The following is a 26,167-nucleotide window of genomic DNA, read 5'->3' on the forward strand; positions in this document are numbered from 1 at the left end:
GCTCGTCCCTTGTCACTCCCCCCGTATAAGTACACAGCAGGTGTGCGTGCGCCCCGTCAGACGGTGTCCCCCTCCTCATCCGCGGCCGATGTCGCGGAACGCCGCGCGGTAGTCGGCCGGACCGAAGTTCCGCGCGAGGGCGTCGATCTCGTCCTGCAGCCCCTCGATCCGCCGGGTCAGGTCGGCGCGCGCCTCGTCCCGGGCTGGTCCGCGTTCCCCCCTCCGAGCTTCGAGGAGCGCGCGCTCCCGAACCAGCGCGGCCGATTCGCGGAGCTTGGAGTCGAACGCGCCGCGGTCGAGCAGTCGCTCGACGACGCGGCGGAGGTCCGCTCGCGCCACCGGTCTCACGACGTGGCCGTCGAAGCCCATCGGGACGAGGTCGCGGTCGGGCGCGTCGACGGTGACTACCGCGACGCGGCAGCCGAGGCGGCGCGTCCGGATCGCTTCGAGCACCTTCGCTCCTGATCCGTGCGACGGCCGGCGGCCGAGCAGGACGACGTCGACGCCGCGGTCGATCGTCTCTATCGCCCGCTCGACGGTGCTGACGGTTCTGACCGCGTGCCCGTCGAGGAACCGAGCGTACCGCGCTGCGACCTCCCGCTCGCCCTCGACGAGTAAGACGGTTGCGTCTCCCTTCATGTCTCCCTCCCGGGCGGCTCGGACGGTCCCGCGCGGTGGCGTTGCCTGCGCCCCGCCGTCCGACCACCTCACGCCGACGAGTATCAGTTATCGGATAATAAAAGTAACCGAACCGATTTCCCCTCCGATACCTCACGGGCCGGTATCGGCAGCGACGCCGAACCGGGGCGTGATAGGCCGTCTCGCGACGGAGTGATCGGCCAACCCGCGACGGAGTGATCGACCGGTTTCGCGCCGAGCGGACGCGACTGGCGCAAACAACGCAATTTTCATCACGGCTGGCAACGGGGACTTCAGCGGGGGTTGGACACGCATGCAGGAGCAGGTCAAAACCGGGGTCGAGGGGCTCGATTCGATACTGAACGGGGGGATCGCGGCCGACGCGTCCGTGCTCGTCAGCGGGAATCCGGGAACCGGAAAGAGCATCTTCGGACTCCAGTTCCTCTACGAGGGCGTCCGTCGGTACGACGAGAAGGGGATCTACGTCTCCTTCGAGGAGACCGACGACGACATCCGGGGGGCGGCGGAGTCCGTCGGGTTCTCCGAGTGGGCCGCCTTCGTCGAGGAGGGGGACGTGCGCGTGTACGACAAGCGGGGGATGCTCGGCGAGGAAACCTTCACCGCGGTGATCGACGCGCTGCTCGACGACCTCGACGGCGGCGGGTACCGCCGGATCGTCGTCGACTCGCTGACGATGTTTCAGCTCTTTTTCGACGACGAGCGCGAGAAGCGGACGTACCTGCTGAAGTTCGTCGACATCCTGAAGGAAAACGGGCTGACCTCGCTTCTCATCAACGAACAGGGGGCGGTCTTCCCGGAGACCGAGATCGGCCTGGAGAACTTCCTCACCGACGGCAACGTCTACTTCATTCAGACGCCGACGGACTCGGGCGTGAACCGGTACGTCTGGGTCGCCAAGATGCGAAAGCAGGACATCGACACCGACATCTTCCCGATGGAGATCGGCGAAGGCGGGATCACGGTGTACGAGCGCGCCGGCGGGTTCTCGATGATGGGTCGAAACGGTTCGGTGTTCTGAACGCCCGCGCCGTCGGCGTTCACCGGTCGGCGATCGTCCGCCAGACCTCGTCGAGCTTGTTTTTGACCTCGGTTCGCACCTCCAGTTCGACCGAGAGTCCCCGCTCGAACGAGATGTGCACGGCGTCGACGCTCCGGCGGTACACCTTCACCCGGCGGTGCTCCTCGGAGAGCGGCTGGTCGTGCAGTTCGAGGAGCTCCGTCTCGGTGAGCTCGTTGATCCGGCGGTAACAGGTCGCGATCGGAACGCCGAGCCTGTCGCTGAGTTCCTGAGCCGACAGCGGCTCGGACGCCGCACGGAGTATCTCGGCGTTGTATTTGTTTCCGAGGACTTCGATGATCTCGTCCGACGCCATTCGATACCAGATCTGATTCGTCCGGTTATTAGTTTTATCGGATATGATATATGTTCGAGGAGGCGATTATCAGTCGAGATATTTTGGACCATAGGTTTAACCGGTCACCCTTTTCAGTGGAGGCGAAGGAGATGCAACTCGTCGAAGGGCTCTACCTCGCGTCGAGCGCCGCGCTGATCGCGGTCGGGCTGTTGATGGTGGCGCTCGCGACCCACGCCTACATGCAGACGGAGCGACGGGCGATGGTGTACCTCGCCCTCGGATTCGCGTTCGTAGTCGCCGCGGCGGCGGCGACGACGATCAGCGCCTTCCTCACCGGCTTCGAGGGCGCTCGATCGTTGCTCCTCGTGAACAGCGGCTTCACCACGGTCGGGTACGCGTTCGTCGTCTACAGCCTCGTTTCCTACGAGTGAGACCGACTCGGTTCCGCTCGGCGACCGTACGAAACTCCGGTTCGAGTATCATCGTTGAGAGTCGGAGACCCCGCGCGGCGGACGGCCGACCGAGGACTGAAAACGCGAATCCGCCGAAAACGGGGGCTAACGCCCCGAACAGACCGTTATTACTTGTGATATTTTGGGGCGTAGGTTTAATAGGGGAATCTGAAACTCTGAGAGCAGAGTCTGCGGGCGATGACGTGCGAACCGAGTCGCAGACGGTGAACCAGCCATGTTCGAAATCGAATCACAGTCCGAGGACCGGGGTCAGGTCGGGATCGGGACGCTCATCGTGTTCATCGCGATGGTTCTCGTCGCCGCAATCGCGGCGGGCGTTCTCATCAACACCGCCGGGTTCCTTCAGACGAAATCAGAGCAGACCGGCGAACAGAGCAGCGCGCAGGTGACGGACCGGCTCGAACCGGTCACGAAGACCGGAAACGTCACCAACGAGGAGATCGACGAGGTCGAGTTCGTCCTGCAGAAGTCGCCGGGCGCGAGCGACATCAACATGAGCGCGGCGACGCTCGAATACATCGGGCCGGACGGTGTCGACCGCATCGCGCTCGACGGGAGCTCGATCGTGTCGTCCTACGCCGTGCTGAAGGACGACGACGGATCACTCGACAGCAGCGCGGGCACGTACATCCTGAACAGCCGGCAGGACCGCGTCGTTCTGTCGCTCGATCTCTCCGCGTTCACGGAGAACGGGAACCTCCAGGCCGCCGAGAAGACCACCGTGCGGCTGAACACCGAGAGCGGATCGACGACGATCATCCGCATCCAGGCGCCGCAGTCGCTCTCCGGCCAGAAGGCCGTCGAAGTCTGAATCGACCCCGTTTAGCTTTTTTGCGCGACCGAGTACCGCCCGCGCAGCGGACGCCCTCAAAGTTCATATAGGTCGACTCGTTCTATCGTATCGGACATCGTTACATGTCTCCCGAACGAACCGACGACGCCCCCGGACGAAAGCGGGAGAGGAAGGGGTCCGTCCTCTCGCCCGAGGATCTCGAACTCGGCGAGCGCGACGGCGTCGTCGAACTCGCCGACGGTCGCTACCTCATCTCGACGGGCGACGGCGCGCCGACCGCGCCACCGCCGACGGACGGCTCGGGAGGCGCGGACGAGAGCGACGGCGGCGACGATCCCGGCGCGACGGACGCAGCGGACACCGACGATCCCGACGCGGCGGTCGGCTCCCGGGCCGAACCGAACGTCGACGCCGCGGCGGTCGGTCGGTGGCTCGCCCGCTCGCTGTCCGAAAGCGACCTCGAGTACGGGATCGACGCGACGATCAAGTCCGGCGACTCCGTGAGCCGACATCGGGTGTTCTCGGACGACGTGGTCGTCGCCTTCGAGACGCTCTTGCTCTGGTACGCCGGGCAGATCGGCGGCGAGACCCCGCCGGAGGAGACGCTCGGCATCCTGTTCGCCGAGTCGGATCTCCCGATCCGGTACCCCGCCCGGGCCCTGGTCGGCGCGCTGAAGCGCAACGATCTGGGACCGGAGGACGCGATCGCGGACCTCCTCGCGGCGGCCGACGACGAGGGGTTGGACCTCTCTCCGCCCCGCTGATCGGTATCCGACCGTCGACGACCAGATCGAGCGGTCGAGCGTCCCCACTCCGGTATCAGAATCTGATATTCGGGGGCGAGAGTTAAAGTCGGTCCGATCGCACTGTCCCCATCAATGGGTTCTGTGACTCCTCCCCCCCTCGCGCCGATGGCCGACGCGATGGTGGACGTTTCGGTCTCGTTTCCCGGCTGGTGGTCGCTGGAATCGTTCGGCGCCGACCTCGGCTTTCACGCGTCGCTCCTCTTGTCCGCCGGACTCGTCGCCAGCGCCCTTCTCGATCGATTCCTCGACGGGGACGGCGGCGACGACGGGGAAGACGCCGATCCGCTCGGCGGCGACGCGGCGTTCGGCGACGCCCTCGACGATTCGCTGGGCGACCTGGACGGGATGGACGACTGGGACGACGCCGCCTTCGGCGACGGGGAGGACGAAGGGGAGTCGATCGACGAGCTCGAACGCCGGATCGAGGAGCTCGAAAGCGAACTCGGCGGCCTCTCGTCGACGGTCGGAACCGTGCGAAGCGAGAACGAGGAGATAAGCGAGACCGTCGAAGACACCGAGGAGAACGTCAGGAAGCTGCTCGAGATCTACGAGATGGTGACCCGCGGGATCAACCCGTTCGTCGACGAAGCGACGGCCGGCGGGTTCGGCGGGGCGTCCGAGGGTGGCTCTCTCGGGCTGTTCGACGGTGACGACGGGAACGGGCGGGAGGAGGAGGGGCTCGACGACGACATCGCGAACGCCGACCCCGAAGGGTTCTTTGACGAGGAGCTGCTCGAACCGGCGGCCGACGAGGACGCGGTCGACGCCGGCGACGCCCTCTCGGCGGCCGAGGTCGACGACGGGTCCGGCAAGTCGTTCAGCGATCTGAAGGAGGAGTACGACTCCGTCGAGGCAGACTGGTCGGACGATCTCGCGTCGGACGAGGGATCCGACGGACCGCCGCCGGAGGATCAGGAGGGTGCCGGCGAGGGCGCGACGGCCGACGAACGAGGCGGAGACGCCGACGGGGAGTTCCGCTTCGTCGATCCGCGGACGCTCGTCTCCCCCTCGAAGCCGTACCTCGACGCGCTCCCCGACGAGTACGTGGGCGACCTCCTCGTCATGGAGTGGCTCGAGTACCTCGTCGACCACTCCGATCCGACCGACGCCGTCCGCGCCGTCCGGTACTACGAGGCGGTCGAGTGGATCGACGGCGGCGTCGCCGACCGCCTGGAGGCGTTTCTGGCGGGGTTCGGGGAGATCGACAGGAACAAGACCGACCTCGGCGGAACCGAGCGGCTCACGCTCGCCCACCACACCAGGAGTCTGAAGTACATCACGCAACTCGGCGGCGCGACGGCCGAGACCGTCGTGCTCGACCGGTGGTCGGACCTCTCGGGGGTCGAGGATGGGCTTTAGCGTCAGCGGCTCCGCGGCGATCGTCTTCGCCGGGATGTTCATCGCCTTCGGGATCCTGTACCCGACCGTCTCGAACGGGTTCGAGCGGGTCAACGACGCGCGGTCGGACGCCGCCGAGAGCGACCTCGACCGCCGGAACACCGACTTCGAGATCGCGACCGCCGAGTACAACGCGACGGACGGCGCTCTCGCGATCACCGCCGAGAACACGGGGAGCACCGCGCTCTCCGTCTCCCGGACCGACGTGCTCGTCGACGGCGAGTACCAGACGTTGTACGACGCCGCCGTCGAGGGCGACGGGGAGACCGACCTGTGGCTCCCGGGCGAGTCGCTGAACGTGTCTGTTCCGCTGGGATCCGAACCGGACCGGGTCGCGGTGGTCACCTCCCACGGCGTCAGCCGCTCGGAGGTGGTCTGAGTGGCGAGCGTCTCGGTCTCGCACCTCGTGCTGTTCATCGCGAGCCTCGTCGTGGCCGCGAGCGTGGCCGGGACGGTCACGAACGGCGTCGATCGACTGAACGGCGCGCTGAGCGACCAGAGCCTCGACGTGAGCACGCAGGTCCGCACCGACGTCGAGGTGATAAGCGACCCGGGGAGCCCCGTGTACAACCGATCGGGGGAGGAGAACGTCACGCTCCTCGTCAAGAACACCGGATCGCGCTCGCTCCCGACCGACGGGACGGGGCTCGACGTGCTCGTCGACGGCGAGTACCAGACGGCGGTGACGGTCGAGCCGATCGACGGGAGGTGGCGCGTCGGCGACGTGGCCCGCCTCCACGTCGACGCGGGGATCCTCTCTGCGGGCGACCACCGCGTCAAGCTCGTCGTGGCCGGCGACGAGGAGGTGTTCCGCTTCCGCGTATGAGCGCCACGAACCTCCTCTCCCTGGGCCTCGACGACCACGACCGGCTGAATCAGGAGCTGGGCGGCGGTATCCCGCGGGGCAGCATCGTGCTCGTCGAGGGCGACTACGGCGCCGGCAAGAGCGCCCTCTCCCAGCGGTTCAGCTACGGGTTCTGTCGGACCGGGACGACGGTCACGTACCTCTCGACGGAGCTCACCGTCCGCGGGTTCATCGACCAGATGCACTCGCTGTCGTACGACGTGGTCGACCCGCTCCTCGACGAGACGCTCCTGTTCCTGCACGCCAACCTCGACGCCGGCGGGTCGCTGCGGGGAGGGGACGACCGGACGCAGCGAAAGCAGCTTCTCACGCGGCTGATGGAGGCGGAGGCGATGTGGCGGCCGGACGTGATCGTGATCGACACCTTCGACGCGATTCTCCGCAACGACCCGATGTTCGAGGCGCTCGTCCGGCAGAACGAGGAGCGACAGGCCGCCCTGGAGATCATCTCCTTCTTCCGGGACGTCGTCTCGCGCGGCAAGGTCATCGTCCTCACCGTCGATCCCTCGGCCGTGGACGACGAGGCTATCGGCCCCTTCCGCGCCATCGCGGACGTGTTCCTCCAGCTGGAGATGATCGAAGTGGGAAACGACGTCCGCCGCCAGATCGCCGTCAAGCGCTTTGCCGGCATGGGCGAGCAGGTCGGCGACGTGGTGGGGTACTCCGTCCGCTCCGGCATCGGTATCGTGATCGAGAGTCGCAGCGTCGCCTGATACGCAACCGAATGACGGACCACGGAACCGCGAAACCGTCCGCCGAACTCCGCCGCCTGGCGGCGAAGCGACCGCACCTCCTCGCGCACCTGAAGAAGTTCAAGCAGATCACGGGCGAGTTCCCCCTCCTGATCGAGGAGGCGTCGGACGAGTACGAGTCGAACCGACCGAACGTCATCTACTCGGTGGGCGGTCCGATCTTCTGTCACGTCTACGGCGACCTCGGGCAGTCGACGAAGTACTACGCCGTCGAACCGACGCTGTCGAGGGCGGAGACCGTCGTCCTCGAGAGGGTGAAGGGGAAGCTCCTCTCGAAGAGCGGGCACAGGCGCGCGCCGGCGAAGGAGTCCGAGTACGACGACCTCATCGAGGAGCTGCTGGAGGAGAGCACCCGAATCAAAACCGGCGGCGGGGGACTGTTCGACCGGCTCTCGCGGCTGTGGAACTTCGGGAAGATCGACGTGACGAAGCGGACGTACGAAAGCATCCGCTACCGGTTGAACCGCGACATCATCGGCTTCGGCCCGCTCGAACCCGTGATGCGCGATCCGGCGAACGAGGACGTCCACGTCATCGGCCCCCACGAGTGCCACGTCGACCACTCGATCTACGGCATGCTGGAGACGACTGTCGAGTTCGGGACGGCGAAGCAGTTCGACAACTGGCTGCGGAACATGGGCGAGCGCATCGGCGACCCCGTGAGCGACTCACAGCCCATCGTCGACTCGACGCTCCCCGACGGGTCGCGAATCAACATCATCTACTCCGACGACGTGAGCGTCAAGGGCTCCAGCCTCACCATCCGGCAGGGCGTCGAGACGCCGCTGTCGGTCAACCAGATCACGAACTGGGGGACGCTCAGCCCCGAGCTCGCGGCGTACCTCTGGCTCTGTCTCGAGAACGAACAGACGGTGTTCGTGGTCGGGGAGACGGCGTCCGGGAAGACGACGACGCTCAACGCGATCCTCTCGTACATCCCGCGGGACTCGAAGATCTACACCGCGGAGGACACCGCGGAGGTGCTCCCCCCGCACAGCACCTGGCAGCAGCTTCTGACCCGCGAGGGGCGGGGCGAGAGCAGCACCGACGTGGACATGTTCGACCTCGTCGCGGCGGCGCTGCGCTCGCGGCCCGACTACATCATCGTGGGCGAGGTCCGCGGCGCCGAGGGGCGCGTGGCGTTCCAGGCGGCGCAGACCGGCCACCCGGTGATGCTCACGTTCCACGCGAGCGACATCGTCTCGATGATCCAGCGGTTCACCGGCGACCCGATCAACGTCCCCGAGACGTTCATGGACAACGCGGACGTGGCGCTGTTTCAGAACCGCGTCAAGCGGGGCGACGAGGTGCTGCGCCGCGTGACGAGCGTCCAGGAGATCGAGGGTTACTCGAAGGAGATGGACGGCGTCGTGACCCGCGAGGCGTTCCGCTGGGACCCCGTCGACGACGAGATCGTCTTCCAGGGGATGAACAACTCCTACGTTCTCGAAGAGCAGATCGCGACGCTGCTCGGCTACGCCGACACGCGCGAGATCTACGACGACCTCCGGTTCCGCGCGGACCTCACGGAGCGGATGATCCAGGAGGGCGTCGTCGGGTACCACGACGTGAACGAGACCATCGACGCGTTCCAGCGCGACGGCGTCGAGGGGCTGCCGTTCGACGTGCACCGGTGACCATGGCGGCGACGCAATCGTTCGGCGGGATGATCGCGACCTCGACGCGCTTTCTCGCGTCCGTCGTCGAGTCGTACGGTCGGCTTCGGGTCTCGAAGCGTCGGTACGTCCTGACGATCCTGCTCCCGGCGGCGGCGTTCTTCCTCGCGACGGTCGGCGGCGCGCTCGCGGCGCCGCTGCCGGCGGCGATCAGGCTGCCGCTCCCGCTCCTCGGCGGACTCGCGCTCGTCGCCGCCGTGCTCTACCCGAAGCTCTACCTCAGCCAGCGGAAAGTCGCCATCGAGCGGCAGATGCACCTGGTGACGACTCACATGACGGTGCTGTCGACGACGAACATCGACCGAATGGAGGTGTTCCGGACGCTGGCCGCCGAGGAGGAGTACGGCGTGCTCGCGGAGGAGATCGGACACGTGGTGCACATCGTCGACACCTGGAACCAGAGTCTCGACGACGCCTGTCGCCGCCGGGCGAAGGCGGTCCCGAGCCCGGCGCTGTCGGACTTCTTCGACCGGCTCGGGTACACGCTGGGCGCCGGACAGGACCTCGCCGACTTCCTGCTGTCGGAACAGCACGTGATGCTCGAAAACTACGTGACCGTCTACGAGGGGGCGCTCGACAACCTCGAGGTGATGAAGGACCTCTACATGTCGATGATCCTCTCGATGACGTTCGCGCTCGTGTTCGCCATCGTGCTGCCGATCCTCACCGGCAACGACCCGACGACGACGGTCGCGGCGGTCATCGTCATGTTCGCGTTCGTGCAGTCCGGGTTTTATCTCGCCATCAGGGCGCTCACCCCGTACGATCCCCTCTGGTACCACCCGGAGGAGGAAGCGGCCCCGACGGATCTGCGGCTCCGCGTCAGCCTCTGGGCGAGCGCGGCGCTCGTCGCGGCGCTCCTGTGTCTCACCGCGGGCGGCCTTCTCGGGGTTCTGCCGTACGGACTCGACGACCTCCTCCCGTTCGTCGACCCCGTCCCGCTCCCGCTGTACGTCGCGGTACCGGTGACGCCGCTCGCCGTCGTCGGCCTCGTCCTCCGCGCCGAGGAGCGGACGATCGCCGCGCGAGACGGCGAGTTCCCGAACTTCATCCGCGCGCTCGGCGCGACCGAGAGCGCGAAGCAGAGCACGACGACCGCCGTCCTCCGGACGCTCCGGGAGAAGGATTTCGGGCCGCTCTCGCCCGACATCGACCGCCTGTACCGTCGACTCAACGTCCGCGTCGAACCGGTCGCGGCCTGGCGGCTCTTCGCGGTCGACACCCGATCGTACCTCGTCCAGAAGTTCAGCGAGATGTACGTCGCCGGCCGGGCGATGGGCGGCGACCCGAAGCGGCTCGGCGAGCTCATAAGCGCGAACATGAACACGGTGAACCAGCTGCGCGAACGGCGCAGACAGGCGACGATCACGCTCATCGGGCTCCTGTACGGGATCACCGCGGCGTCGTCGTTCGCCTTCTTCATCGGGTTGCAGGTCGTCGCCATCCTCGCGGACATCTCCGAGGACCTCACCGTCGAGCAGTTCGACTTCGGACAGCTGATCTACGCCGGCGTGTACGACATCCCGCTCATCGAGTACCTCCTCCTCCTCGTCATCCTGTTCAACGCCGCCCTCTCGTCGGTGATGATCCGGACCATCGACGGCGGCAACAAGGCCAACGCCTACCTCCACTTCGTCCTCCTGACGTGGCTCGGCTGTCTCACCGCGATCGGGACGAAGCTGCTCGTCTCCTCGCTCCTCACGATCTGAGCGGCTCTTCTCGGCTAGCGTTGGTCCTGTCGGGAACGCTAGCCGTCACCGGTGAGGGCACACGTGCGACGCAACTCGTCTCCAGCGGGTGACGGGCGGACGGTGACGGGCGACCCCCGCCGGACGGACCGGGACCGGCCGATTCTCGGATCTGACACCCCGCGCGAAACGCTCAAGCCGCCGTGCCGCCCTGTCCCGACATCGGTCGATCCCAATGGGCGAATCAATCGTCGCGGACTTCGTCGCGCGGTTCCACGCGGCGGACCTCGATCGGGTCGCCGTCTTCGATCGCCGCCGCGGCCGAGCGCGTGGTCACGTCCGCGGCCGGCTGGACGACCCCCGGACGCTACGCGCGGCCACCCCCACCTCCGCCGCCCCCGAACGCGCCGACTGCTGCCCGCCGAACGCACCAACGTTTAGTACGGCCGGCGCGGTAGATCCGCCATGCCCGAAGCGCCCGCGCTTCCGCTCGGCGACCTCCCCCGCGGTTCGAACGTGCTCGTCTCGGGGCCGCCGATGACGGGCACGTACGAGCTTGCGCTCCGGCTCGTCGCGGCCGTCTCGGAGCGGGCCATCGTCGTCTCCACCGACGACCCGGCCGAGACGGTCCGGGCGGACTACGCGGCCGCGGCCGGCGAGGCGCGGGCGGACGACCTCGGGATCGTCGACTGCGCGACCGGCGAGCGCACGGGCGGCGCGGCCGACTCCGAGACGGTGAAGTACGTCTCCTCGCCCGAGAACCTCACGCAGATCGGCGTCAAGTTCACAGAGCTCGCGGAGCGGTTCCTCGCCGACCCGGACGTTCCGACCGGCGTCGGCTTTCACTCGTTCTCCCCGCTCCTCATGTACTGGGACGCCGCCCGCGTCTACCGGTTCGTCCGCGTGCTCGTCAGTCAGATCCGCCACCCGGCGTGGACCTGCGTCGGCGTCGTCAACTCGACCATGCACGACGAGCAGACGCTGCACACGCTGTACGACCCGTTCGACGCGATCGTCGACACGCGCGAGACCGACTCGGGCCGGGAGCTCAGGCTGCGCGACCGGAGCGCGACGACGGTCGACTGGACGGCCTTCTGAGCCGGGAGAACTCACCCGCCGCCGACGACCGCGTAGCAGTTGCCGCTGGAGACGAACGTCTCGACGACCGAGAGGTCGCTCGCGTCGAGGTCGGCGCGGAACTCCTCGGGGTCGTAGATGTGGTAGTACCGCGGGACCGTCTCGCCGCCGGGGAGCGTCCAGTCGATCGTCGTGTCGAACCCCTCGTCGGCCTCGAACCGGCCGTGTTCGGTGCTCCAGGCGCTGACGAGGCCGCGACCGCCGGGCGCGAGCACGCGCGCGAGCTCGTCGAGGCTCGAAACGCGGGCCGAGCGCGGCCGCAGGTGGTGCAGCGTCGCGACGTACACCGCGAGGTCGAACGCGTCGGCGGCGAAGGGGAGCCGGGCCGCGTCGCCGTGGACGGGTTCGAACGCGAACCCCCGTTCGTCGGCCCTTCGGCGCGCCTCTTCGAGCAGCTCGCGGCTCACGTCCAGGCCGACGGTTCGCTCCGCGCACCCCGCGAGCACCTCGGCGTGCCGGCCGTTGCCGCAGCCGACGTCCAGCCCCCGGTCGCCCCGCCGCCCGTCGAGGAACGCCTCCACCTCGGGCCACGCGTACTCCCGCGTCGCGGAGAAGTGGGCGGCGATGCGGTCGTACGTCGTCCGCGGATCGCGGGCGGGTGGGGTCTCGCGGGCGGGCTTCGGATCGCAGCCGGGCGGTCCGTCCCGTCCGCGGCGTCCGTCGCGGTCCATGCGCGGGGATGGCTCCGGGGCGACAAATCAGTCCCGGCTCACAGGAGGGAAAACGCGACCGACGCGGCGACGAGGAGGACCGCCGCGTGCTTCGCGCCGTCCGCGACGCTCCCCTCGCCGAGCTGGCCCGCGATGAGCCCCGAGCAGACCGCCTGAACGAGGCAGGCGTGGTGGAGCGCGAGCGCGTACGCCCCGGCGTCCGCACCGTCGGCGCCCCCGATCAGTGGCGAGCCGACCGCCGAGGGCGCTTCTTCGACGGCGGACGCCTGCGCCGCCTCGATCGCGGGGACGAACGAGACCGTGAGCGCCGCGACGATGCCGAGAAAGACGAGGAACGCGAGGTAGATAACGAGCAGGTAGGTGACCATCTCCCGGCGCCGGGCGTCGGCGAGCCGGCGGTCCGCCCGCGCCTCGTCCGCCGCGATGCGGAGCACCGGGGCCACGTCGCCGCTCACGCGCGTCGCGTGGACGACGAGCGTCAGCGCCCGCCGCACCGCCCGCGAGCCGATCCGCCGATCCATCCGACGCAGCGCCGTCCCGACCTCCGCGCCCCAGGCGACGTCGCGCCGCGCGCGCCGGAGCTCCGGGGTCAGCGCGCCGAGGTCGCTCCGCGCGACCCGCTCCACGCTCGCGACGACCGTGAGGCCCGCCTCGTTGACGCTGGCGAGCCGGTCCAGAAAATCGGGGATCGCCGCCTCGACGGCCCGGAGCCGGCGCTTTTCGAGCTCGTAGACGACCGCGAACGCGCCGAGGGCGACCGCTCCCGCTGCCGCCGCCGGCCCGTCGATCGCCGCGAGCGCGTCGACCGGCTCCGTCGCCCCGACGAGATCCGCCCGCAGGGCGACCCAGAGCGCGCCGAGCGGGACCGTCGCGGCGAACGTCGCCGCGGGGCGACGGCGGATCGACCCGAGGGGATCCGACGCCCACCGCCGGACCGTTCGGGTGCGATCGTACGCGGCCAGGCGTTTTCGGTCCGCCCGGCGTCCCGGGTCCGCCCGGCGGTCGTCGAGCGCGACGCCGCCGTCGGTCGCGCTCGCCACGGTTCGTCCCGCCCGGTTCGAGTCGGTTGCGGAGGCCCCCTCCGCGTTCCCGGGACCGCGGAGCGATCCGGTCACGCTGTCGACGTAGACGAGAAAGCCCGCGCTGGCGAGCGGCAGGCCGACGTAGGCGACGAACCGGACGAGGTCGAGCGTGCTCGACAGCACGAGGCCGACGATCACGAGGACGGTGACGAGGAACAGCGGCCCGGCGACGAGGAGGGTCACGTACATCTCGGCGAACGCCGCGAGGAGTTCGAGATACTGCTCCTGCTGGGATTCGGCCTCCTCTCGGTACTGGTCGTACTGCGAGCGGAGGAAGGCGGAAACGCTCCGGCCGCTTTCGAGGACGCTCGCCAGGTTCTCGGCGAACTCCTCGAGGTCGTCGCTCGGCGTCCGGCGGGCCGTCCGGCGGAGTGCAGTCAGCACGTCCGCGCCGAGGAGGTCCGTCTCACGGACCCCGACGGCGAACTCCTCGGCGGCCTCGCCGTAGGCGCGCCGGTTCGCCGCCAGCGTGTCGAGGACCGCCGACAGCGGCACGCCGCTGCGAGACAGCGCGTAGACGAACGCGACCGTGCGCGGCAGCGTCGACTCGATCCGCCCGCGCCGGGCGGCGGCGCGCTGTCGGAGGGACGCCCAGTGCGCGCGGTAGGCGCCGAGCGCGAGCGCGACGGCGAGCGCCGCCCCGCCGCACGAGAGCAGGACGAACCGCGCCGCGCTCTCGCCGACGACGTCGGAGACGACGCTCCAGACCGCGGCCAGGGGCGCGACGAGACCCCGAACCGGCTCTCCCGCCGCTGACGCGGCGTCCGGCCCGGCGACGACCAGCCACGCGGCGAGAGACGCGCCGAGCGCGCCGCCCGCGAGGCCGAACGCCGCGCCGAAGAGGAGGGCGCGGGCGGCAAAGCGCCGGTACGTCGACGGGACGGCGGCTGCGCGGAGCCGTCGCCGCCCGCGCTCGACCCGCGTCTCGTCGGCGGCGACGTGCTCGCCGAAGAGCCAGAGGGCGAGGCGCGTCGTCGCGAGGCGGACCCGCGGGTCGCGGCGATCGGCGAGAACCAGCAGGCAGAGGGCGACCGCGGTCGCGATCGGGGCGAAGGCGACGGGCGAGAGCATCAGTCGCCCTCGCCGCGACTGTCGTCTCCGTCCCGCACCGCGTCTCCGTCGCGCTCGTTGCGCTCTTCGGACTCGTCGGGTTCGTCGGATTCGTCGGGCTCGACCTCGCGTTCGAGCCGCTCCGTCGCGCGCTCCGGATCCGCGTAGTACGCGTTGACGCGCGCCGTGAAGCGGCGGTAATCGTCGACGCCGCGCTCGCACAGGAGCTCGAGGAACCGCTCGCGGGCCCGGAGTTCGCCGAGGAGCTCCGACCGGTTTCACCCGCGCTCGGCCGCGATCTCGGAGAGGAGGTCGCTGTCGCTCCTGGCGAACGAGTCCGTCTCGGGGTCCCACGAGAACGACGACGTGTAGTCGAGTTCGCCGGTCCGCGCGTCGACGCCGCGGATCTCGCCCACGACCTTCGACCGCCTGACGCGTTCGCCGCCGACGCGGGCGAGCGTCTGGACGGACAGCAGATCGAGCGACTGCACCATCGCCCGCGGGACGCCGATCGGCTCGTTTTCGAGCCGGTTGACGACGGTCTCGACGCTGTCGGCGTGCATCGTCGAGAACGTCGTGTGGCCCGTGTTCATCGCCTGAAACAGCGTGACCGCCTCCCGGCCGCGGACTTCCCCCACGATGATGTACTCGGGGCGGTGCCGGAGCGCCGACCGCAGGAGGGCGTACATGTCTATCTCCTCGCCGTCGTGGAGGCGCTCGCGCGTGACGTTGGCGAGCCAGTTGTCGTGGTGTAGCGCGAGTTCGCGGGTGTCCTCGATGGTGAGCACCTTCGCCCGCGGCGGGATGAACGTCGACACCGCGTTCATCGACGTGGTCTTGCCGGAGGCGGTCCCGCCGGCGAAGATGAGCGACTTGTTGTGCTCGATGCAGAGCCACAGGTACGCCATCGTCGCGGCGTCGAACGTGCCGTACTCGATCAGGTCGACCGGCGTGAAGGGCTCCTCCGCGTACTGGCGGATGGTGAACGCGGAGCCGCGGGGGGTCACCTCCTCGCCGAGGACGAGCTCCGCGCGCGACCCGTCAGGGAGCGTCGTCTCGACGATCGGGTCGCCGACGCTGATGTGTCGCCCCGACCGCTGGGCGAGGCGGACGACGTAGCTGTCCAGTTCCTCCCGGTCGAACGTCACGTCGGTTTCGACGTCGGTGTACTCCGCGTGGTAGACGAAGAGCGGGAGGTCGTACCCGTCGCAGGAGACGTCCTCGACGCGAGGGTCGCACAGGAGCAGGTCGACCTTCCCGTAGCCGCGGAAGTCGCGGGCGAGGTAGTACAGCAGGGCGTGAAACGTCTCCGCGCCGACGCGGACGCCGTACTCTTCGAGCAGGGCCGCGAGTTCCTCGGCGAGCGCTCCGATCGCCGCCGACTCCGTCGGACCCCTCCGGTCGACGTCGGTCCCGTCGTCGCGGTACAGAAGCGAGTCGCGGACGTCGACTTTCACCCGCGCCAGCAGGTCGGCCTCGAACGGGCCGACGTCGGGTTCGACGGCGTGGTAGGCGTGTTCGCTCGCCTCCGGGTCGTAGGTGACGACGACGAAGGCGTACGGCGCGTTCACCCAGTACCGATCGACCTCCTCGTGGCCGTCGGGGACCCGAAACGTCGACAGCGGTCGGTCCTCGCCCGGGCGATACGGCCGGGCGTCGACGGTCGATCCCCGAAGCGCCCCGGCGATAGACTCCCGAAGCGCCTCGACGGTTCGAACGACCCTGCCCCTCGCGTCCGCGAGTGCGCCCTCTCCACGTCCCGTCGGCTCCGAACGCGCTCCCCTGCGGCCGTGTGCGTCACCTGCCATGATTCCGGTAGTTTCGAACGGGCGGCACTTTCGAGTGCGGTGACTTAAAACCGGCCCCCCGCGCGCTCGGCGGTCAGCAGCACCGCGCCGAACGCGAGGAGGAAGGCGACGCCGACCGGCACGGGCACCCCGCCGAACCCGCGGGTGAGCAGTGCCGTCGCGGCGGCAAGGACGGTTCCGGCGAGACAGAGCAGCGCGCCCAGCGCCGCGACGGGATCGACGGGACCCGCTTCGACGCGCTCCTCGCGGAGGTAGTAGGCGGCGGCGAACAGCGCGGCGACCGCGAGAACCGCCCCGCCGACGGCCCAGACCCGATAGGCGAGCGCGAGCCCCGTTCCCGACTGGAAACCGATCGCCGTGAGCGGGTCGGAGATCGCGACGCCGCGCGCGAACGGAACCCCGTAAGCGTACCGGACCTGGAAGAAGGGGAACCGGACGAACAGGACGCTCCCGCCCGCCACGTTCGGCGAGTACGTGACGTTCCACGGGAGGAGCGCGGACAGCCACGTGAGCGACACGGCCAGTTCGCCCGCGTACTCGGAGCGCACCCAGACCATGACGCGGGAGCGAAGCGGGGACAGTAATACCTATCGGTTTTCGTATTAGTGACAACGAACATGTTTTCCGGTGGACAAACGTTCGGTCGACGGGGACGGCACGTCCGGAAAAGAGACTGCGGGGCTGTCGGGGCGTTACGTTCATACGCGGGCACACCCAACACCGGAACAGGGAATGAGGCGCGACTACTTTGCACTGGACGTTCAAAACATCGACTGGGTCGACGGCGGCGGCGATCCCCGGAAGCCGCTCGTCCGGATCGACTTCCACGGCCCCCCGGAACTGCTCCGCGAGCGCATCACGGGGACGGACGGCGAACTCCTCGACGCGAAGGAGACGGACGTGGCGTTCCGCCTCCAGGGGCCGATCGACCGCGCGGACGCGACCGGCGTCGTGGGGGTGACGAACCGCCTCACGGGCGACTTCGTCCTCGAACTGAACGAGGACGCCGACGACGTGCTGCGGTTCATCCGCGCGGCCCGCGAGTACGGCCAGGTATCGGACGAACGGGACGGCCGCTACCGCGTCGAGATCACCATCGAGGACGAACCGCTCGTCACCTACGAGAAGAGCACCTTTCTCGTCTACGACACCGAGGGGAGTCTCCTCCGGAGCAAGAGTCTGATCCCCTCCGGCGTCGAACTGTGACCGCACCCGCCCGCGTCGCGGAAGCGGCGGCGTTTCCTCCCGAATCGATCGACGAGAGGCGATGGGCGATGGGCGAGAGGCCGCTCTCGCGGTCGGCGTCCTCGCGTTCGCACCGCGCCCCCCGGATCCGTCGACGTCGGGGCGAACCACACGACCTTTAACGGCGGCACGCCGTACCGAGGAGCGTGAGAAACGTCACCGACCGCACGAGCAACCCCTTCGGCATGCGCCCGCCGTGCGACCGGTTCGTGCCGGGGTACGGCGACGCCAACGCCGACTTCCACGTCGTCGGCGACCACCCGGGCGTCCACGGCGGTGCCGACACCGGCGTTCCGTTCACGAACGGGGCCGGCCGGCGCCTGCAGGCGGCGCTCCGCGACGCCGGGCTCCTCGAAACCGTCGGTGACGCCCCGGAGGTGAACCGCACCTTCCTCTCGTACCTCCACATGTGCGTCTCGGAGGGGGAACCGACGGCCGACGAGTACGGCGACATGGAGCGCTTCTTCGACGCCGAACTCCGCGCCATCGCCGCGCACGTCCTCCTCCCCGTCGGGGCCCGCGCGACGGCGCACGTCCTCGAAAACTACACCGCGCTGGCGTGGAAGACCGACGTCGACATGCCGCGGCTGCACGCGACGGAGCTCCGGGGGAGCGGCTGGCTCGTCGTCCCCGTCCTCGACCCCGCCGAGTGGACCGACGCCGACGCCGACCGGCTCGTGGAGAGCCTCCGGGAGCTCCGGTCGACGGACTACCGACGCGAGGTCGACCTCGGTCGGTTCATCGCGGGCGAGGACCCGTACTTCGTCCGGTGAATCCTCCCCCGCGGTCGGCGACGCTCTCTTTCTTTTATCGCTCTCTCCTGTGCAACTGTCCAGGAACGACCATGAACGATTCCATGATTTGAGATTATTCGCCCCGTTTCGCCGTATTCCATGCGAAAACGAGTAAAAACTCCCGTTCAGGTGGTCGGTATTGGCGCGAACAAAGGACTTTTTACAGCATCCGTCAAAGGTGTATCCGGCGCGCGTGGTGCGGACGTCGCAGGCAGACCGCCAGGCGCGCCGAGCATCTGCGGGTCTGGTGCTCCCCGCAGTGGCTTGGTCAGTCACGGACTCGCGGCGTTCTCGCGGGTCCGCTCCGCTTTTCTCCGGCGAGCCGGAGCCGTCAGGCCGCCGTGTCCTCGGTGCGGTCGCGCAGTTCCGTCCGTCGGATCTTCCCGGTCACGGTCTTGGGGAGGTCGTCGACGAACTCGATCTCCCGCGGGTACTCGTGGGCCGACAGCTCGTCTCTGACGTGGGTTTTGATCTCCTCCTTCAGCGATTCGCTCGGCTCGGCCGACGCGTCGAGGACGACGTACGCCTTGACGATGTTCCCCCGCTCGGGGTGCGGCTTCGGCACGACGGCCGCCTCCGCGACCGCCGGGTGCTCGCCAAGCGACGATTCGACCTCGAACGGGCCGATGCGGTAGCCCGCCGAGATGATCACGTCGTCGGCGCGCCCCTCGAACCAGAAGTAGCCGTCCTCGTCCTTGCGCGCCAGGTCGCCCGAGAGGTACCAGTCGTTCTCGAAACACTCCGCGGTCTTCTCCGGGCGCTCCCAGTACCCGGCGAAGAAGCACGGGAAGTCGCCGCGGTGGGCGATTTCGCCGGTCTCGCCCGGCGGCAGCGGTTCGGCGGTCTCCGGGTCGACGATCTCCGACGTGACGCCGGGCAGCGGCTTCCCCATGCTCCCCGGCCGCACCTCCATCGTCGGGTAGTTGTTGATGACCATGTTGCCCGTCTCGGTCTGCCCGTAGGTGTCGTGGATGGTCACGCCCAGGCGCTCTCTCCCCCAGTCGACGACGCCGGCGCTGAGCGGTTCGCCGATCGACAGCGCGTGCCGGAGGTCGAGGTCGACGCCGTCGAGCACCTCCTCGTTCGCCCGCAGCATCCGGTAGGCCGTCGGGACGCTGAACAGGACGGTGATCGGGTACTCGTCGAGCAGGTCCGCCCACGTCTCGGGATCGAACTCCCCCTCGTAGGTGAAAAGCTCCGCGCCCCAGAACCACGCGCCGAGGGTGTTGATCGGCCCCGTGAGCCAGCCGAGGTCGGCGGTGCTCCAGTAGAGATCGCCCGGCCGGAGGTCGACCGCGAACCGCTGGGTGGCCGCGACGCCCGCGATCCACCTGTGCTTGTGGAGGACGCCCTTCGCCAGGCCGGTCGTCCCGCTCGTGTAGTACAGCAGCGCGTCGTCCTCGCCGCCCGTCTCGGCGGGCTCGTACTCGGCGCTCGCCTCGGCCGTCGCCGCGCGGAAGTCGACGTCCGTCTCCCGGACGCCCTCCCCGTCGCCGTCCCTGTCGAGGACGATCACCGTCTCGACCGACGGGGCGTCGCCGAGCGCCGCCTCGATCGTGTCGCGGTTCCCGGCGGTCGTGACGACGGCCCGCGCGTCGCAGTCGTCGAGTCGGTAGGCGATCCCGTCGGGGCCGAACCGCTCGTTGACGCTCCCCCAGACCGCGCCGGTTTTCAGCGTCCCGACGAGCGCGACGTAGTGCTCGGGGACCCGCGGCATGTAGGAGAAGACGCGGTCGCCGCGCTCCACCCCGGCGGCTTCGAGCGCGTTCGCGAACGCGTTCGACCGCTCCGCGAGGTCCCGGAACGTCAGCGTCTCTCGCTCCCCGTCCTTCCCGGCGTACCGAAGCGCGACGGCGTCGGGATCGTCGGCGTGGCGGTCGCACACCTCGTGGGCGACGTTGAGCCGATCGGGCGCGTCCCAGTCGGCCTCGGCGTAGATCTCGTCCCACGCGAACGACTCTCGGTACCCCTCGTAGGAGGTGAGGTTGTGGTCCGTCATCATCTATCGTGTCCGTCGATCCGGTAATAGTTTTACCGCCGAAAGGGCCGACCGGAGAGCGTCCGGCGGCGGCAGGTCTCCCGATCGCCGGGGGGACCACCTGACCGTCCACGGAAGACCGTTCGATCGTCGACGGGGAGTGGTCCGATCGTCGTGGGAGGACGGGAGACGGAGACGCCGCTCTCAGAGGGAGTCGGCGAGGCGGCGGAGGGCGTCGCTGCCGTTCTCGCGGATCGGGTCCCCGTGACCCGGCGCGATCACGTCGATCCCCGAGGTGCGTTCGGCGAGCGCCCTGACGCTCTCCTCGTTCGCCGCCGTGTCGTAGGTGAAGGGCCAGGGCGACGCGGCGAGTTCCCCGTCGAGCCCCCGGACGAGGTCGCCGACGAAGGCGACGCCGTAGTCGTCGTGGACGTAGACGGTGTGGCCGGGGGTGTGGCCGGGGAGGCGGTGGGCGACGAAGCGGCCGATCCGCTCGCCGTCCTCGACCGTCTCGATGTCGAGGTCAGGGCGGGTCAGGAAGACGTCCACCGCGCGCTGGAAGAGTCCCTTTCGGTTCGAGAGCGGGGGTCGGTCCGTCCCCGCGAGAAACGACGCGTCGGGGTCGCCGAGGTAGACCCGGGCGTCGAGGTTCAGCGCGGCGAGCGTGCCGACGTGGTCGAGGTCGAAGTGCGTGACGAGCACGCGGTCTATCTCCTCGGGATCGAATCCGGCGTCGGAGATCCGCTTTCGGATTCGCTCCGTGTCCCACGGGAGACCGGCGTCTATCAGCGTCAGGCCGTCGTCGTCGGAGACGAGGTACGCGTTGACCCCTCGCAGACGGAGGCGGAACACGCGGTTGGGCGGAACGCGCATGTCGTACATTCAGGACCCACTGACAAAAAGCGAGACGGCCGATCACCCCGCGGCGCGGAGGTACCGACCCAGGTCGCCGAGGAAGACGAGCGCCGCGCCGACCGGGAGGGCGACGAACAGGAGCAGGTCGACGCCGAGCGGACGGGCGGGGAACGCGGCGCCCAGGGTCAGCGCCGCGGCCGGCGCGAACGCGCAGACGGCGTAGAGCCAGGCGGTCCCGCGACCGTAGCCCAGGACCGTGACCCCCAGGACGAGCGGCAGCGCGAGCGCCCCCGCGGGGAACAGGATGGCGACCGACGGCTCTCCGACCGCCGCCCCTCCGACCGCCGCTCGCGCGAACGCCGTCGGCGGGACGGTCGCGTACCCGCCGCCGAGCGCCGCGACGGGCTCGGTCGCCAGCCGTCCCGCGGCCGCGTCGAGCCCCGCGCGGTTGGCGAGCGCGAACCGGCCGACGCCGACGAGGTACGCGAGCGCCGCGAGCGCCACGGCGACCCACCGCGCGCGGAGCGTCGCCCTGCGGGTTCGTCCGTCGGTCCGCGTTCCGCGCGCCCCGGCGGGCGCGGTCCGGGTCGAGGCCGAGGCGTCGACCCGCCGCCGATCGGCGGACCGGGCCCCGCTTCGGTTCCGTCCGGCCGTCGTCCCCTCGTTCGGTCTCCCCCGGTCCGTCCGCGTCCCGCCGTTCGGCGACGGATCGGGACTCCCGGTCGACCCGTCGCCGGGCGACGACCCCCGCCCCGCCGCAGAGCCGGCCGCGGCGTTCGCGGACGCGCCCGCGCGAGCGTTCGACCGCGACCCGTTCGACCCGTTCGATCCCCCCGGGCGGCGTTCCCACCGCCCCCTCGATCCCGTTCGATCCGATTGCGATCCGTCGGCGTCCGACGACGCCCGCCGCGCCGCGACCGACGGCAGACCGTTCATGTGCTGTGCGACGTAGGTTCGGTGCCCGAGGCGGTCGTAGCGGGCGCGCTCCGCGTCGTCCCGGAGCACGTCGTACGCCCGCCGGACGATCGTGAACTGCGCGCCCGCCCGCTCGTCGTCGTTCACGTCGGGGTGGTACTCCTGGGCCTTCGCCCGGTAGGCCGCCTTGAGTTCGTCGGCGGTGGCGTCCCGACCGACGCCGAGCAGGTCGTAGAAGTCCTCGGGCATGCCTGTCGCTTCCGCGCTACGGCGACGCCGAACGTCAATGTATCGGAAGTTGAGACGAACGGTCCGGGTGGCGTCCGAAACGCGCGATTCGTCGCTCCCGAGGGCTCGAAAAACCTCCGTCAGTCGTGATCGGGACCGGACATTTCCTCGTCGGGCGACTCGTCGGGGGCGTCACCGCCGTCCGGATCGGCCTGGCCGTCCTCCTCGCCTTCCTCGTCCTCCGGAGCGTCGGCCGCCGGGCGGGCGCTCGACGGGGACTCGGTCTCCGGTCGCGCCGGGGGCGTCCCGTCGGCCGGGCGATCCGACACCGGGCGCTCGCGGCCCTCGGGCCGAACTCCGGGACCGTCCGAACTTTCCGGGCGGCCCTCGGTCGGCGCGCCGAGCCGGGGCGAGCGGTCCCGCCGACGCCTCCGTTTCTCGACGTCCCACCCCTCGAAGATCCCGTACTCGGTCATGGTCGTCATGCCGGCGAGGGCCGCGCGGAGTTTGAGGCCCACGAGGGGGACGTCCGCGACCGTGATGATCACGTCCGCCTCGACCACGGCCCCCTTCTCCAGGAGCACGTCCAGCAGGTCGACGAGCGCGTCGTCCGGATCACGCGTTGGTTCCACGCGCGTCCTCCCCCAGATCGGGCGTGAAGGTGTACGGCGGCCACGGCCCGGTGAACCTGACCTCGACCCCCGGCTCCGCCGCGATCGATTCCAGCACGTCGCCGAGCGCGTCGGCCCCCTCGTCGGTCGCGAGCGCGGCGAAGCGCGCGAACGGCTCCGCGTCCGACGCCTCGCCGACGTCGAGCCCGGTCGACCGCCGCTCCCCGAGGTCGTGCAGTTCGCGCACGTGCGGCCGGAGGCGGTCCGCGAGCGACCCCGCCTGCGCCTCGCGCCGCGCGCGCAGCTCCCGCCGGAGCTGCCGCTCGTACTGCTTTTCGAGGAGAAACCGCGTCCCCTCGGACGCCTCGTCGACGCGGTCCCGAAGCTCGCGGAGCTCCGCGTCCCCCTCGACGACGGCCTCGGCGGCGGCCTCCTCGTCGCGCGCGACCTCGATTCGGTACTCCCAGTGGCCGGCCAGGGCGTCGAGGTGCGTCCGGAACGTTTCCGACTCTTCGCGGAGCCACTCGCGGACCCGGTCGTCGCCGCCCTTGAGGATCGTGTCGAACTGGAACGGCAGCGGCGTGCCGAACGCCTCGCCGGCCTCGTCGACGACTTCCTGGTGTCGCAGCAACCACCGCTTGATCTCCGCGGGGGCGTCCGAGTCGTAGAGCGCCTCGCAGGGGTGGACGACCGCGCCGAGTCCGTCGGCGGCGACGACCGACACCGGTTCGCCGTCCACCCCGGTCGCCGAGAACTCCGGCTCCGCGCCCTCGTCCAGGCGCACGACGCAGTACAGGTACCGCCCCTCGTCCAAGTCGGTCATCGTTCGGTTCCGCTCGCGCGGTCGCCTTCGGTTTCGCCCGATTCGCCGATCACGCCGTACTCGACGCCCGGCCGGCCCTCGACCCGTCGGAGCGCGTCGTCGACCAGCGACGAGAGGTCGCCCCGGAGCCGGTCGACGCCGTCCTCGATCCCCTGGTCAGCTTTCAGCCGGTCGACCTCGTCCTCCAGGGCGGCGAGCTGCGCGCCGAGGCGCTCGATCTCCTCGTCCGTGAGCGACCCGGACTCCATGCGCCGAACCGCCTCCCGCTCCAGCGCCTCGACTAAGAGTTCGACCACCGCGACGACGAGCGTCAGCAGCCCGTCAGACGCCTCCTCGCCGTCGAGATCAATCGTCGTCATCGTCGCCCTCCTCGCTCACCTCGCCCTCCTCGCTCGCCTCGCTCGTCTCGTCCGCCGAGTCGCTTCCGCCGCCCTCTCCGGAGTCCGACTCGGCGTCTTCGACCCCCGAACCGTCCCCGTCGGCCGCTTCGCTCCCGTCGTCCTCGTCGACTTCCGGGTCGGCGTCCTCGTCGACTTCCGGGTCGGTCACGGTCGGCCCGTCGACCGGGGCAGCGACGGCGATCTCCGCCCTGTCGCGGTCGTCCTCGCCTTCGCCCTCGTCCCCGTCTTCGTCCCCGCCGGACGCCGCGTCGAGCGGTTCGAGGTGGGCCGATCGGCCGGACACCTCCCTGACGCGCTCCATGTCGGTCCCCTCGGGGAACTCCAGGCCGTACTGCGCCGCGGTCTCGAACGAGGCGATGGCCGCCCTGAGCTGGATCCCCAGGAGCTCCGTCTCGCCGATCGTGACGGCGATGTCGGCGTTGATCACGACGCCCTTGTCGAGCAGCATCTCGACCACGTCGGCGAGGCTGTCCGACCGGCGCGTGGGTCCGCCGCTACCCATCGTCCTCACCTCGCTCTTTCCGGAAGCGGGACCCGTAGATCCGCTCGTGGTTCGGGGCGTTCGAGTAGCGCGTGTCCCGCGGCACCGTCGAGAAGCGCGCCGCGCCGGACACCGCGGTCCGACGCCGCGGCACCGTCGAGTAGGCCGTCGGGTTCCGCGACGAGGGCTGGTCGAGCGACCCGACGCGCGCTTCGTTCTCCGCCCGGAGCGCGTCGAGCCGCTCGTGGGTCTCGACGATCTTCTCTCTGAACACCTCGACGGAGTCGCTCAGCTGCGACTGGATGGCGACCTCGTACTCGCTCAGGTCGTCCAGCTCGTCCAGGTCCGCGTCGGCTTCGAGGGCGTCGCCCGCGTCCACGTCGAGGTCCGCGTCCGAGAGCATCCCGTCGTCCCCATCGCCCTCGCCGCCGCCCGTCACGTCCTCGACCGCGTCGTCCAGCTCCCGCTTGTTCTGCCAGAAGTCGCGGACGTCGACGCTGTCGAGGAGTTCGCCGAGCTCGATCAGGCGCAGGAGCTTCCCGCCGTCGACGGCCTCGCCCGGATCGGCGTTCGCGACGGCGTCGGGGATCGCGTCCGCGTCGATCGCCTCCGGAAGCTCCTCCACGTCGACCGCGTCGGGCAGGTTCTCGAAGTCGATCGTCTCGAGCAGCTCCCGGACCTCCTCGACGAGCCTCTCGACGTCGTCGAGGCTCGACAGCGGGCCGTCCGCCGCGCCGTCGCCCCCGTCCTCGTCGACGCCCTCCTCGGTTTCGTCGCCACCGCCGTCGAGGCCGTCGAGAGCGCCCTTCAGCCGGGTAGTGAGGTCTTCCAGGTCCACCTCGCCCGCGCCGTCGTCGGACGCGGATCGGTCGTCGGTCACGGCTCCTCCCCCTCCCGCCCGTCGGTCGCGTCCCGGAGCCGGAGTTCGAGGACGCCGTTGTTGTAGGTGGCTTCGCCGACGACCAGTCCCGCCCGCGACAGGTCGACCCGAACGACGGTGTCGCCGTCGGCCGCGACGGTCAGCCTCCGCCCGTCGACGCCCGCGGCCAGCGTCTCCGGGTCGACGTCCGGCAGGTCCGCGACGACGATCGCGCCGTCGGCGACCTCTCTGACGCTGACGGGGCGGTCGGTCGCCGGGGGTTCGTCGGTCCGCGAGGGCCGCGAGCGCTCCCCCTCGTCGCGGAGGCTCCCGACCCGGATCGAGTAGCCGTACTCGGCCTTCCGTCCGCCGGATCGGGCCACCCCGCGCCGGGTCTCGACCCGGGAGCCTTCGGCGTCCAGTTCGTGCAGCGTTTCGAGGACGCGCCGCAGCGCGCCGACGAGCCCGGCCGGCTCCCCGCGGTCGGGGGCTCGGTCGTCGTCGGTCATCCCATCACCTCGACTTTGCCGCTGACGCGTTCGTGCGCCTCCTCGGCCGCGTCGAGTTCGGCTTCGAGCTCCGCCTTTCGCCGCTCGTACTCGGCCTCCGAGCGCTCGCCGAGTTCGTACAGCAGTTGGTTCTCCTTGATGTCGTCCATGATCGCCTCCCTGTCGTACATTTCGTCGATCGCCATCGCGTGGATGACGTCGAGGATCGACACGAACGGTTTGACGAGGAGATCGTCTACGAGGAACATGCGTTC

At 69.7% G+C, this 26,167-nt stretch carries 27 protein-coding genes and 2 pseudogenes; 13 read left to right on the top strand and 16 right to left on the bottom strand.

Annotated features, from left to right (window positions below):
• Nucleotides 1-75: 75 nt before the first annotated feature.
• A complete protein-coding gene (locus CNO20_RS12890) occupies nt 76-639 on the bottom strand; it encodes a HalX domain-containing protein (protein ID WP_143423211.1) in 564 nt (187 codons plus the stop codon).
• Between the two features lie 313 nt (nt 640-952).
• On the opposite strand from CNO20_RS12890, the gene CNO20_RS12895 reads away from it, so the two are divergent.
• Entirely contained in the window at nt 953-1,678 is a 726-nt protein-coding gene (locus CNO20_RS12895) for an RAD55 family ATPase (RefSeq protein ID WP_101296528.1), read from the top strand.
• Between the two features lie 19 nt (nt 1,679-1,697).
• Here the strand turns inward: CNO20_RS12895 and CNO20_RS12900 are convergent, their stop codons facing one another.
• Nucleotides 1,698-2,033: a winged helix-turn-helix domain-containing protein gene (locus tag CNO20_RS12900; protein ID WP_101296529.1), complete on the bottom strand. Its 336-nt coding sequence runs from the start codon at nt 2,031-2,033 to the stop codon at nt 1,698-1,700.
• Between the two features lie 131 nt (nt 2,034-2,164).
• Here CNO20_RS12900 and CNO20_RS12905 point away from each other — a divergent pair, with 131 nt between their 5' ends.
• The 10 genes from CNO20_RS12905 to CNO20_RS12950 all read left to right on the top strand — a co-directional run bounded on the left by CNO20_RS12905 (nt 2,165) and on the right by CNO20_RS12950 (nt 11,564).
• Entirely contained in the window at nt 2,165-2,446 is a 282-nt protein-coding gene (locus CNO20_RS12905) for a DUF7521 family protein (protein ID WP_101296740.1), read from the top strand.
• A gap of 256 nt (nt 2,447-2,702) precedes the next feature.
• Entirely contained in the window at nt 2,703-3,299 is a 597-nt protein-coding gene (locus CNO20_RS12910; RefSeq protein WP_101296530.1) for an archaellin/type IV pilin N-terminal domain-containing protein, read from the top strand.
• A 104-nt stretch (nt 3,300-3,403) separates the two neighbouring features.
• Nucleotides 3,404-4,045: a DUF7500 family protein gene (locus tag CNO20_RS12915; RefSeq protein ID WP_101296531.1), complete on the top strand. Its 642-nt coding sequence runs from the start codon at nt 3,404-3,406 to the stop codon at nt 4,043-4,045.
• A gap of 114 nt (nt 4,046-4,159) precedes the next feature.
• The gene (locus CNO20_RS12920; RefSeq protein ID WP_143423212.1) at nt 4,160-5,446 is read left to right on the top strand and encodes a FlaD/FlaE family flagellar protein; all 1,287 of its coding nucleotides are present in this window, start codon (nt 4,160-4,162) and stop codon (nt 5,444-5,446) included.
• The gene (locus CNO20_RS12925; RefSeq protein ID WP_101296533.1) at nt 5,436-5,864 is read left to right on the top strand and encodes an archaellum stator protein ArlF; all 429 of its coding nucleotides are present in this window, start codon (nt 5,436-5,438) and stop codon (nt 5,862-5,864) included. Before CNO20_RS12920 ends, CNO20_RS12925 begins: the two co-directional genes overlap by 11 nt.
• The gene (locus tag CNO20_RS12930; RefSeq protein ID WP_101296534.1) at nt 5,865-6,311 is read left to right on the top strand and encodes an archaellum stator protein ArlG; all 447 of its coding nucleotides are present in this window, start codon (nt 5,865-5,867) and stop codon (nt 6,309-6,311) included.
• On the top strand, nt 6,308-7,063 hold the full coding sequence (locus CNO20_RS12935) for an archaellum protein ArlH (RefSeq protein WP_101296535.1): 756 nt from the start codon (nt 6,308-6,310) through the stop codon (nt 7,061-7,063). Before CNO20_RS12930 ends, CNO20_RS12935 begins: the two co-directional genes overlap by 4 nt.
• An 11-nt stretch (nt 7,064-7,074) precedes the next feature.
• Nucleotides 7,075-8,739 carry a type II/IV secretion system ATPase subunit gene (locus CNO20_RS12940; protein WP_101296536.1) on the top strand — a complete coding sequence of 555 codons (1,665 nt, stop codon included), beginning with the start codon at nt 7,075-7,077 and terminating at the stop codon, nt 8,737-8,739.
• Nucleotides 8,740-8,741: 2 nt separating this feature from the next.
• Nucleotides 8,742-10,487, top strand: a complete 1,746-nt coding sequence (gene flaJ / locus CNO20_RS12945; protein WP_101296537.1) for an archaellar assembly protein FlaJ — start codon at nt 8,742-8,744, stop codon at nt 10,485-10,487.
• Nucleotides 10,488-10,931: 444 nt separating this feature from the next.
• Entirely contained in the window at nt 10,932-11,564 is a 633-nt protein-coding gene (locus CNO20_RS12950) for a DUF7504 family protein (RefSeq protein ID WP_101296538.1), read from the top strand.
• An 11-nt stretch (nt 11,565-11,575) separates the two neighbouring features.
• Here the strand turns inward: CNO20_RS12950 and CNO20_RS12955 are convergent, their stop codons facing one another.
• The 4 genes and pseudogenes from CNO20_RS12955 to CNO20_RS12970 form a co-directional block, all read right to left on the bottom strand.
• Entirely contained in the window at nt 11,576-12,274 is a 699-nt protein-coding gene (locus CNO20_RS12955) for a class I SAM-dependent methyltransferase (RefSeq protein WP_101296539.1), read from the bottom strand.
• Nucleotides 12,275-12,312: 38 nt separating this feature from the next.
• Complete coding sequence (locus CNO20_RS12960) at nt 12,313-14,427, bottom strand: type II secretion system F family protein (RefSeq protein ID WP_101296540.1); 2,115 nt, start codon at nt 14,425-14,427, stop codon at nt 12,313-12,315.
• Nucleotides 14,427-16,214 (bottom strand): annotated as a pseudogene (locus tag CNO20_RS12965) (type II/IV secretion system ATPase subunit). The gene CNO20_RS12960 and the pseudogene CNO20_RS12965 overlap by 1 nt, the downstream one beginning before the upstream one ends.
• Before the next feature lie 44 nt (nt 16,215-16,258).
• Nucleotides 16,259-16,771, bottom strand: a complete 513-nt coding sequence (locus CNO20_RS12970; RefSeq protein WP_101296541.1) for a DUF7549 family protein — start codon at nt 16,769-16,771, stop codon at nt 16,259-16,261.
• A gap of 175 nt (nt 16,772-16,946) precedes the next feature.
• Here CNO20_RS12970 and CNO20_RS12975 point away from each other — a divergent pair, with 175 nt between their 5' ends.
• Both CNO20_RS12975 and CNO20_RS12980 read left to right on the top strand, forming a co-directional pair.
• Nucleotides 16,947-17,420 carry a DUF5793 family protein gene (locus CNO20_RS12975; RefSeq protein ID WP_101296542.1) on the top strand — a complete coding sequence of 158 codons (474 nt, stop codon included), beginning with the start codon at nt 16,947-16,949 and terminating at the stop codon, nt 17,418-17,420.
• A 185-nt stretch (nt 17,421-17,605) separates the two neighbouring features.
• Nucleotides 17,606-18,232 (top strand): uracil-DNA glycosylase family protein, encoded by a 627-nt coding sequence (locus CNO20_RS12980; RefSeq protein ID WP_101296543.1) that lies wholly within the window; start codon nt 17,606-17,608, stop codon nt 18,230-18,232.
• A gap of 352 nt (nt 18,233-18,584) precedes the next feature.
• On the opposite strand, the gene CNO20_RS12985 is transcribed toward CNO20_RS12980, so the two are convergent.
• The 10 genes and pseudogenes from CNO20_RS12985 to gvpG form a co-directional block, all read right to left on the bottom strand.
• A complete protein-coding gene (locus tag CNO20_RS12985) occupies nt 18,585-20,252 on the bottom strand; it encodes an acetate--CoA ligase (protein ID WP_101296544.1) in 1,668 nt (555 codons plus the stop codon).
• A gap of 183 nt (nt 20,253-20,435) precedes the next feature.
• Nucleotides 20,436-21,104 (bottom strand): MBL fold metallo-hydrolase, encoded by a 669-nt coding sequence (locus tag CNO20_RS12990; protein ID WP_101296741.1) that lies wholly within the window; start codon nt 21,102-21,104, stop codon nt 20,436-20,438.
• Nucleotides 21,105-21,146: 42 nt separating this feature from the next.
• On the bottom strand, nt 21,147-22,250 hold the full coding sequence (locus CNO20_RS12995) for a DnaJ domain-containing protein (protein WP_101296545.1): 1,104 nt from the start codon (nt 22,248-22,250) through the stop codon (nt 21,147-21,149).
• Between the two features lie 395 nt (nt 22,251-22,645).
• Nucleotides 22,646-22,861: pseudogene (gvpM, locus tag CNO20_RS23845) on the bottom strand (gas vesicle protein GvpM); the annotation flags it as partial.
• Complete coding sequence (gene gvpL / locus CNO20_RS13005) at nt 22,845-23,663, bottom strand: gas vesicle protein GvpL (RefSeq protein ID WP_101296547.1); 819 nt, start codon at nt 23,661-23,663, stop codon at nt 22,845-22,847. The gene gvpL and the pseudogene gvpM, both read right to left, overlap by 17 nt.
• Nucleotides 23,660-24,022, bottom strand: a complete 363-nt coding sequence (gvpK, locus tag CNO20_RS13010; protein ID WP_101296548.1) for a gas vesicle protein GvpK — start codon at nt 24,020-24,022, stop codon at nt 23,660-23,662. The genes gvpL and gvpK overlap by 4 nt, the downstream gene beginning before the upstream one ends.
• A complete protein-coding gene (gvpJ, locus tag CNO20_RS24370) occupies nt 24,009-24,566 on the bottom strand; it encodes a gas vesicle protein GvpJ (RefSeq protein WP_101296549.1) in 558 nt (185 codons plus the stop codon). Before gvpJ ends, gvpK begins: the two co-directional genes overlap by 14 nt.
• Nucleotides 24,559-25,425, bottom strand: a complete 867-nt coding sequence (locus CNO20_RS13020; RefSeq protein ID WP_199174843.1) for a hypothetical protein — start codon at nt 25,423-25,425, stop codon at nt 24,559-24,561. Before CNO20_RS13020 ends, gvpJ begins: the two co-directional genes overlap by 8 nt.
• On the bottom strand, nt 25,422-25,913 hold the full coding sequence (gene gvpH / locus CNO20_RS13025) for a gas vesicle protein GvpH (RefSeq protein ID WP_101296550.1): 492 nt from the start codon (nt 25,911-25,913) through the stop codon (nt 25,422-25,424). The genes CNO20_RS13020 and gvpH overlap by 4 nt, the downstream gene beginning before the upstream one ends.
• Nucleotides 25,910-26,161, bottom strand: coding sequence for a gas vesicle protein GvpG (gene gvpG, locus CNO20_RS13030; protein ID WP_101296551.1), 252 nt, complete (start codon nt 26,159-26,161; stop codon nt 25,910-25,912). The genes gvpH and gvpG overlap by 4 nt, the downstream gene beginning before the upstream one ends.
• Nucleotides 26,162-26,167 lie beyond the last annotated feature (6 nt).

This window comes from Halegenticoccus soli, assembly GCF_002844195.1.
Classification (GTDB): Archaea; Halobacteriota; Halobacteria; order Halobacteriales; family Haloferacaceae; genus Halegenticoccus; species Halegenticoccus soli.